Genomic DNA, 8,557 nt, shown 5'->3' on the forward strand with positions numbered 1-8,557 from the left:
TGTCGAGGCCTACAAGGACGACAGCGGCTGGTACCTGCTCTACAACGGTACATGCCAGTTTCTGCAGCCTGGAGGCCTCTGCGGCATCTACGAGACACGTCCGCAGATCTGCCGTGACTATGAAAATGACTGGTGTGAATACGATGAGCCCGCCAGCAAACACTTCATTTACCACTTTCGTGATTACAACGAACTTCTCGCCTACTGCAGGAAACGCTTCAAACGCTGGGATAAGTAGAGCCTGCCCTGTATAATTGTTTGCTTGTCTCACTCTCAAATGCACAAGCCGTATGGAACTCTCATCCCTGACCGCAATTTCACCCGTTGATGGACGCTATGGCAGCAAAACTGCGCCGTTAAGACAGGTATTCAGTGAATTTGGATTAATACGCTACCGCGTGATTGTTGAAATCCGCTGGCTGCAGGCACTCTCGAATGATGCCGAAATCAGCGAAGTACCCGCATTCAGCAGTAAAACCAACCAACTTCTTGAAAGCATCATCGACAATTTTTCAGAGTCCGATGCAGCACGTGTCAAGGAGATCGAGCGCACCACCAACCATGACGTCAAGGCAGTCGAGTATTTCCTCAAGGAACGCATTGCCGACTCTGCGGAATTGATGGCAATCAATGAGTTCATCCACCTTGCCTGCACATCGGAAGATATCAACAACCTGTGTCACGCCATGATGCTGCGTGATGGACGTGAACAGTTGCTGGATACCGCTGACAGGGTCATCGATGCCATCAGGGCACTGGCGCACGAGCACGCTGCCGTTCCCATGCTCTGCAGGACTCACGGCCAGCCTGCCTCACCTTCCACACTCGGCAAGGAGATGGCCAACGTGGTTGCCCGCCTGCAACAACAGAGAGAGCAGATTGCAGCCATTGCCCTGCGCGGCAAGATCAATGGCGCTGTCGGCAACTACAATGCACACCTGTCAGCCTATCCGGACAAGAACTGGACCGCCTTCGCACAGGCCTTTGTTGAGTCAAACGATCTTGACTGGAACTCCTATACAACCCAGATAGAGCCACACGACTACATCGCCGAACTGTTCGATGCCATTCAGCGTTACAACACAATCGTTATCGACTACTGCCGCGATATCTGGTCCTACATCTCTATCGGCTATTTCAAGCAGAAAACCAAAGCAGGTGAAGTCGGTTCTTCGACCATGCCACACAAGGTCAACCCGATCGATTTCGAAAATGGCGAAGGCAATCTCGGCATCGCCAACGCGATCCTGCACCACCTCTCTGCAAAACTGCCCGTATCACGCTGGCAGCGCGACCTGACTGACTCGACTGTACTGCGCAACCTCGGAGTCGGTATCGGTCACACTGTCATTGCCCTTGAATCAGTTCTGCGCGGCATTTCCAAGCTGGAAGCCGATGCGGCGCGCATGGCCGATGACCTGGATGCCAATTGGGAAGTACTGGCTGAACCAATCAGACAGTCATGCGCCGCTATGGCATCGAAAAGCCCTATGAGAAGCTCAAGGAGCTGACACGCGGCCATCGCCTCACACAGGCTGATATGCAGGCCTTCATCGAGAAGCTGGATATTCCCGCTGATGCAAAACAGACGCTATTGCAGATGACGCCAGCCAGCTATATCGGCAATGCTGAAGAGCAGGCGCGCGCGATCTAACAGGAAACAACTCTCACTGATCATCCCCTTGTCATGCCGGCCTTGAGCCGGCATTCATCTGTTTGCGCCCTGTTCAGGATGAATCCCGAACAAGCCTGGGGTGATAAAATGCAACGATAACCTGACTCCCTGCCCTGGCACCCTTTTTCCAGACACAAAAAAGCCGCGCAATGTGCGGCTTTTTCGTTGGCAGAAATTCTGCCTCATGTCATCACGCTATCTTACTTGATAGTGATCTCAACACGACGGTTCTGGTAACGATTCTCTTCAGTATCGTTAGGCTTGACTGGGTTAGACTCACCCATGCCAACGGTAGTCATGCTACCGCGATCCAGACCTTTACCAGACAGGTAGCTTGCAACAGAGTCAGCACGACGCTGTGACAAGCCCTGGTTGTAAGAGTCAGAACCGATGCTATCAGTGTGACCTTCGATAACCATGCTATCGAAACCACCTGAAAGGCTACCAGCCAGATCGTCCAGCTGTGCAGCGAACTCAGGCTTGATGTTGTTCTTGTTGAAATCGAACAGAACACCCTGGAAGGTGATTTTCTGTCCGCAAGTTGGCAGACCATAAGATACTTCCCAGCACTCATCGTATGCGTTCTTGACAACTTCACCCTGTGAATCTGACAGGTACTCTGCAGCACTTGCTGGCATAGCAGCGAGACCAGCAGTCAAAACTGCGATTGCTGCAAATTTATTTTTAAACTGAGACATAATACTCCCCTTGATTGCGGTATTAGACGCTCATAATTTTCTTCATGGCGATTAGGATCATACAACAAGTTCCAACATACGCCAACAACTTTTCCATGACAAATAGATGACATGACAAGAGTTACAGTGCACAAGCGCTCTGAAAGCCAGATTCGCCCCCGCCACTCCTGTACTCTATTTGCTAAGTATATGATAATTTCATACAAACTCAATAGCTGATTAAGCGAGTATCAAAATGCTCAGACTCCCCGCAGGCATTTCCGAAGAGTATTTTCTCGGGAAGATCTGGCAACAATCTCCCCTGTTGATGAGAAATGCTCTCGATGTAGAAAAATTCCCTTGTAAATCAGAACTATATGGTTTGGCTGAAAATGACACAGTCGAATCACGCATCGTCCGGGAACTCGCATCAAGCCCGTTCTGGCAACTCGAAGAAGGGCCTATTAAGAGCGGTTTTGACAAGAAATTTGGAGAATCCCGCTGGACATTGCTGCTGCAGGATATGGATAAACACCTCCCGCAACTGACTTCAATCCTGCATTTGTTTCATTTTATTCCACGCTGGCGCATCGATGACATCATGATCAGCTATGCCGCAGACCAGGGCTCTGTGGGACCTCATGTCGATGAATATGATGTTTTTCTGATCCAGGCACACGGACAAAGACGCTGGAAAATCGATACGCGCGCGATTGAAAACAACAATCTGCTACCTGATATTGATCTGCGTATTCTCAGGCAGTTTGAAACCGAACAGGAGTGGCTGCTGGAGCCAGGCGATATTCTCTACCTGCCACCCGGCGTCGCACATTGGGGAGTTGCCGAGGGAGAGTGTATTACTGCATCAGTCGGCTTCCGCGCCCCGACATCCCACGATCTGCTCGAAGGCTGGGTGGGACATCTGCTTGAAACCGGACAGGCTGAACGTTTCAGCGATCCGCAACGCTCGATTATCGATCCGCAGAATGCAGCGGAAATCAGTCCGGACGATATCGACAGTCTCATCAAATGTTTGAACAGCGCATTACCACAGGGGAAAGAAGCCATGGCCGAATGGCTGGGCTGTTACCTGTCAGAACCCAAACCGCATCTCTATCCGGAACTGCCAGACAGTGATTTCGATGTTGCAGTGATTGCAGCAAGTGGAATACGGCGCCATGGTTTCAGCCAACTGCTCTACCGCAAAGGAGATGAAGAGATCACTCTCTATGCGGATGGTGAGTCATTTCAACTTCCGCCTGAACTACTGGAGTTTGTCGCCATGCTCAGTAACAACGAGGCACTGTCTGCTGAGGAGCTGGCTCCCTGGTTACAACATGAGTTAATCATCGAGCGACTGGAGAGCCTTTACGAACTGGGGGTCATATTGAGAGGAAATGACTAGTGTGTTGACAGGGTAAACACCTTCTCCTGCAGACTCGTAAGCCCCCTCTTCCTGAAACCGGGCTCTTCCGCAAGGGCATCGATACTGGCAATCTCCTCGAGATCACACCACTCCTTGTAGAGCTGAGCCACCTCATCTTCACTCACCGAGAACGGCGGTCCCTGCATCTCCTCCTGGTCATATACCAGGGTAATCAGCAAGATGCCGATTGATGGCGGCAGCAGTTTCTTCAGCGCATCAACATAGTCACAGCGCATCCAGTCAGGCAGCGCGATCAGTGACGCACGATCAAATACAGCCGAAACACCAGAGAGTTGCTCCTGCGTCATAGAGAAAAAGTCACCTTCATAGATGGAAATGCTCTCACCCTTCCACAAACGCAGACCATTCTCCTCAGTCACCTCAACATCAAGATCATTCTCCCTGAAAAAGCTCTCGACCGCGGCGTGGCTCAGTTCAATACCCAGCACCTTGTATCCCTGGTCCACCAACCACAGCATGTCGAGACTTTTGCCACACAGGGGAACAAATACAGTCGAACCTGCCGGCACGTCCAGATGACGCCAGTACTCTTCAAGATGCTGGTTAATGGTCTCCTGGTGAAAACCAATTTCGTTATTCATCCAGCGCTCGATCCAGAAATCTGCTTCCAATTGAGTATCCTCGGTGACTGTAAGTGGCCAAGGATAATCGACTCACTCGTTTCACGCAAAAAATAGGCGTTGGTTATTGGTCGTTGGTCGTGACTCAACATCGTCACCCCGGGCTTGACCCGGGGTCTACCAACCTGAGGACTCTCCGTCAGTGGCGCCCAGCGACCGCCACGGATGGCGGAAGTGCCGGTTTTGCAGGAGCAAAAACCGGCCAGCAGCGCAGGGCATCACAGGAGAAGTGAAAAACTGTTTGAGTGATTGAAGATCGCGAGTTTTACTTCATGATGTGCAGGGAAGCACAAATACCGCGGGCGCAGCGACACATAAACACAAAAAAGCCCGGCAAAAGCCGGGCTTAATCAATCAACAACTGCTTAAGATCAGTTGATTGACTGGTAGTAGTCGATCAGGATCTTGGCAACTTCTGGACGAGAGAACTCTTTTGGCGGGGCAATACCCTGTCCGAGCATTTCACGTACCTTGGTACCAGACAGCAGTACGAAGTCATCCTTCTCGTGATCAGGTGCTTCGCACATCATCACAACCTTATTGAGCTTCTTGGACCATGCGGTATGGTCAGCCTTGAAGATTTCAATCTCCAGTGCGCCTTCGGGAATCTCATCAAAAATGGTTTGTGCGTCAAAAGCACCATAGTAGTCACCAACACCAGCGTGGTCACGACCGATGATGAAATGTGTCGCACCCATGTTCTGGCGGAAATAAGCGTGCAGAACACCTTCACGTGGACCTGCATAGAGCATGTCGTAACCGTAACCGGTGACCATCGCGCTGTTTGGCGGGAAGTAGAGCTCAACCATCTTGCGGATTGCAGCATCACGAACCGGCGCAGGAATATCACCCGGCTTCAGCTGGCCAAGCAGCATGTGGATAACCAGGCCGTCACAACCGAGACGATCCATTGCCATGTGGCACAGCTCTTCGTGTGCGAGGTGCATCGGGTTACGGGTCTGGAAGGCAACAATCTTCTTCCAGCCACGCTCTGAAATCTCGTTACGAATCTCGACAGCAGTACGGAAGGTATCCGGGAAATCGGTCATGAAGTAAGAGAAGTTCAGAACCTGGATCGGACCGGAAAGTGCGACACGGCCCTGTGAATTGAATGCAGCAACACCAGGATGCTCAGGATCATCTGTACCGTAAACCTTCGCGGTCATGGTCTGCATCTGCTCGTCGCTGACAGTCTCGACAGCTTCGATATCCATCACTGCGAGAACCGGGTTGCCTTCAACGTTTGGATCACGCAGCGCAATACGCTTCGCATCACCGATAGCATCTGTATTCTCAACAAGACACATAACAGGAACCGGGAAGAAAGCACCGGAAGTCATCTGCATGGTCTCTGCACAACTGACAGAGTCAGCGACATTCATATAGCCCTGCAGCGGGTTGAAATAACCAGAACCCATCATCACGGCATTCGCAGCTGCCTGAGAGCTGACTATGATTGAAGGCAGCGATTCTGCCTCGTGAGTGAGCGCGTGATGCGCATCCGGGTCATAGACATAACGTGGTTGTAACTCGTCTGAACCGACCGGCTTGATCATGGCGGTGCCTCCTGAATTGATTTGATATTATCGAAAAACCTGACGAAAACTAACACAATCACCCCGCTGCACCCAATACCAAAATCCTTTTACGCATATAAAATTCACTGGGGCTCATTATTTGAGCTGCCAATCATGTATGGTTATATAAAGTCTTAAGCTAACAACCGTAAACAGTAAGGAAGCCTGTTGAAACCTCTCCACTCGCCAGAATTGTTCGAAATGCTGCGCCGCGGCACGAGCGTTGTTACAGTCAACAAACGCCTCGCACGCCAACTTGAGAATGATTTTGCTGCACAGCAAGAAGCGAGCGCATGGGCGAGTCTCGAACTACTGCCATGGCAAGCCTGGCTGATGCAGCAGTATCAGCAATTGATTGCAAATGGCAAAACAGCCGCAATGCCGCTCTCTGCTCTGCAGGAAAAACTGCTGTGGGAAGAGATCGCAGCTGACTGGAATCAAAAACAACCAACTGGTCACGCCCTGCTTCGACCAACTGTTGCCGCAGCCAATGCTGCAAACGCCTGGCAGACACTGAACGATTGGCAACTGGACGGATCCTCGCTGGAAGAATTCATGTGGCAGCCGGAGAGCCGCCTGCTGCTTGAGTGGATGGATACATTTTCACAGCACTGCGACAACGGCGGCGTCATCAGCCACAGTCGCATCCCCGGACTGCTGCTTGATGCCTACATGCATGACGACATTGTTGTTCCTGAACAACTGGTAGTTGCCGGCTTTGATGACTACACACCCCTGCAACGAGCCTTCCTGACGCAACTCGAAAGCCGGGGTTGCGAACTGTTCGAACTGAAACAGACCGGAAACGAGGGCAAAGCCTGTATCACCGCCTGCACAACTCCCGAACAGGAAATCGAGGAAGCCGCCGCCTGGGCCAGCCACGAGTTGCAGAATAACCCGGAGGCACGCATCGGCGTTGTCATTCTCGACCTGCAGCAGCGAAGCAAACAGGTCGCACGAATATTCCGTTACCTCCTGCACCCCGAACGGATTGTGCAGGAAGATTCGGATCAACAGCGACTCTTCAACATCACCCTCGGTCAACCCCTGTCGGATCAGGCCATCATCAGGGATGCCTTGCTGATGCTGCAGCTCTGTTACGGGAGCCTTGGCAGCAGTGACCTCACGCGTCTGCTACATTCGCGTTTCCTTGGTGAATACAATATCGAGTCTGCCCACCTTGCGTCTCTGGATCTGCTACTGCGGGAACGAGGCATACTCGATTGTTCACTGGAATATCTCTCAAACCTGGCTGCAAAAGAGTTGCAGACGCATCGGCTTGCTGAACGATTGCAGCAATTGAAACTATTGCTGGGTGATGCCGGAGAGATTTCCCACACTGCGCTTGCGAAACGCTATGTCGAGATTCTGAGAATTGCAGAATGGCCCGGCGAACAGGCACTCAACCAGCGCGAATACCAAGCGCGTGAAAGTTTCAGTCACCTGTTCGACAGCTTCAGTCGCCTTGATCGGATCAGCCCTCCGGCCAGCGATAAACATGCCTTGCAACGACTCATTCAAATGGCACGCGAAACCCCCTTCCATCACCAGGCAGGTGATGCGCCAATCCAGGTGATGGGACTACTGGAAGCCGGCGGCCAGAGTTTTGATGCCTTGTGGGTGACTGGCATGACGCTTGACCAGTGGCCACCCGCGCCAAAACCGAACCCGATGCTGCCACTGCAGTTGCAGCGCGAACAAATGATGCCTCGCAGCAGCGCTGCACGTGAACTGCACATAGCAGAGAAAGTCACCGAACGCCTGCGCTGCGCTGCGCCACGTGTCATATTTAGTCATGCAAAGCTTGATGGTGAGAGTGAACTGCTGCCGAGCAACCTCGTGGCCGACCTGCCTGCGGCTGCAAATGTGCAATATCAGCACCCGCTATTCCAGAAAACCGACAACATTCAACTGCAGTCGCTTGGCGATACCAGGGCGCCACAAATCGATACCGCCGGAGAGCGTGTCATCCATGGTGGTGTTGCACTGATCCGCGACCAGTCCCTGTGCCCGTTTCAGGCCTTTGCGCGCCACCGTCTGCGTGCAACTCAACCCCGGGATGCAGCACCAGGAATTGACCCTGGTACGAAAGGCACGCTGCTGCACGATGCGCTTGAGATTCTGTGGAAACAGCTGAAAGACAGCAAACGCCTGCATGCAATTGATGATGAGACCTGCCGACACCTGGTGATTGACAGTGTTACCCACGCTGCAAACAAATACCGTCTTGATGTGCATGTCGGGAAACGCATGGCGCAGCTTGAGCAAAAGCGTCTTGAACGACTGCTAATGCAATGGCTCGAACTGGAAAAGAAGCGCCCTCCTTTCAGCGTCATTGAGAGTGAAGCCAAACACCAGGCGCAGCTGGCAGGGCTTTCCTTTAACATTCGCATCGACCGTATCGACCAGCTGGAGAATGGTTGCCATGCCGTGATCGATTATAAAAGCGGTCGTCATGCCAATCCCGGCTGGGAAAATGAACGGCCGGGAGAGCCCCAGTTACCCATCTATGCCACCCAGTCCAAACACGAAATCTGTGCAGCAATCCTTGCCTACGTGCG

At 52.1% G+C, this 8,557-nt stretch carries 7 protein-coding genes and 1 pseudogene; 5 read left to right on the forward strand and 3 right to left on the reverse strand.

Going from position 1 to position 8,557, the window contains the following annotated elements:
- Together BOW51_RS04530 and purB are read left to right on the forward strand one after the other, a co-directional pair.
- Window positions 1–238: YkgJ family cysteine cluster protein (locus BOW51_RS04530; protein ID WP_135568056.1), on the forward strand; the 238-nt coding region annotated here is incomplete at its 5' end.
- A 52-nt stretch (window positions 239–290) separates the two neighbouring features.
- Window positions 291–1,654, forward strand: a pseudogene (purB, locus tag BOW51_RS04535) (adenylosuccinate lyase).
- Window positions 1,655–1,875: 221 nt separating this feature from the next.
- Here the strand turns inward: purB and BOW51_RS04540 are convergent.
- Window positions 1,876–2,373 (reverse strand): OmpA family protein, encoded by a 498-nt coding sequence (locus BOW51_RS04540; protein WP_078476645.1) that lies wholly within the window; start codon window positions 2,371–2,373, stop codon window positions 1,876–1,878.
- 361 nt (window positions 2,374–2,734) lie between these two features.
- Here BOW51_RS04540 and BOW51_RS04545 point away from each other — a divergent pair, with 361 nt between their 5' ends.
- Window positions 2,735–3,757: a JmjC domain-containing protein gene (locus tag BOW51_RS04545; protein ID WP_306341486.1), complete on the forward strand. Its 1,023-nt coding sequence runs from the start codon at window positions 2,735–2,737 to the stop codon at window positions 3,755–3,757.
- Here the strand turns inward: BOW51_RS04545 and BOW51_RS04550 are convergent.
- The gene (locus BOW51_RS04550; RefSeq protein ID WP_078476647.1) at window positions 3,754–4,410 is read right to left on the reverse strand and encodes a thiopurine S-methyltransferase; all 657 of its coding nucleotides are present in this window, start codon (window positions 4,408–4,410) and stop codon (window positions 3,754–3,756) included. The genes BOW51_RS04545 and BOW51_RS04550 overlap by 4 nt on opposite strands.
- Before the next feature lie 23 nt (window positions 4,411–4,433).
- Here BOW51_RS04550 and BOW51_RS04555 point away from each other — a divergent pair, with 23 nt between their 5' ends.
- The gene (locus tag BOW51_RS04555) at window positions 4,434–4,652 is read left to right on the forward strand and encodes a hypothetical protein (protein WP_135568057.1); all 219 of its coding nucleotides are present in this window, start codon (window positions 4,434–4,436) and stop codon (window positions 4,650–4,652) included.
- Between the two features lie 138 nt (window positions 4,653–4,790).
- Here the strand turns inward: BOW51_RS04555 and sat are convergent, their stop codons facing one another.
- Window positions 4,791–5,975 carry a sulfate adenylyltransferase gene (gene sat / locus BOW51_RS04560; RefSeq protein ID WP_078476648.1) on the reverse strand — a complete coding sequence of 395 codons (1,185 nt, stop codon included), beginning with the start codon at window positions 5,973–5,975 and terminating at the stop codon, window positions 4,791–4,793.
- Between the two features lie 222 nt (window positions 5,976–6,197).
- Here sat and BOW51_RS04565 point away from each other — a divergent pair.
- Window positions 6,198–8,557 (forward strand): PD-(D/E)XK nuclease family protein (locus BOW51_RS04565; protein WP_078476649.1); only part of this gene is annotated, 2,360 nt, incomplete at its 3' end.

The sequence above is a fragment of the Solemya elarraichensis gill symbiont genome (genome assembly GCF_002021095.1).
Classification (GTDB): Bacteria; Pseudomonadota; Gammaproteobacteria; order Chromatiales; family Chromatiaceae.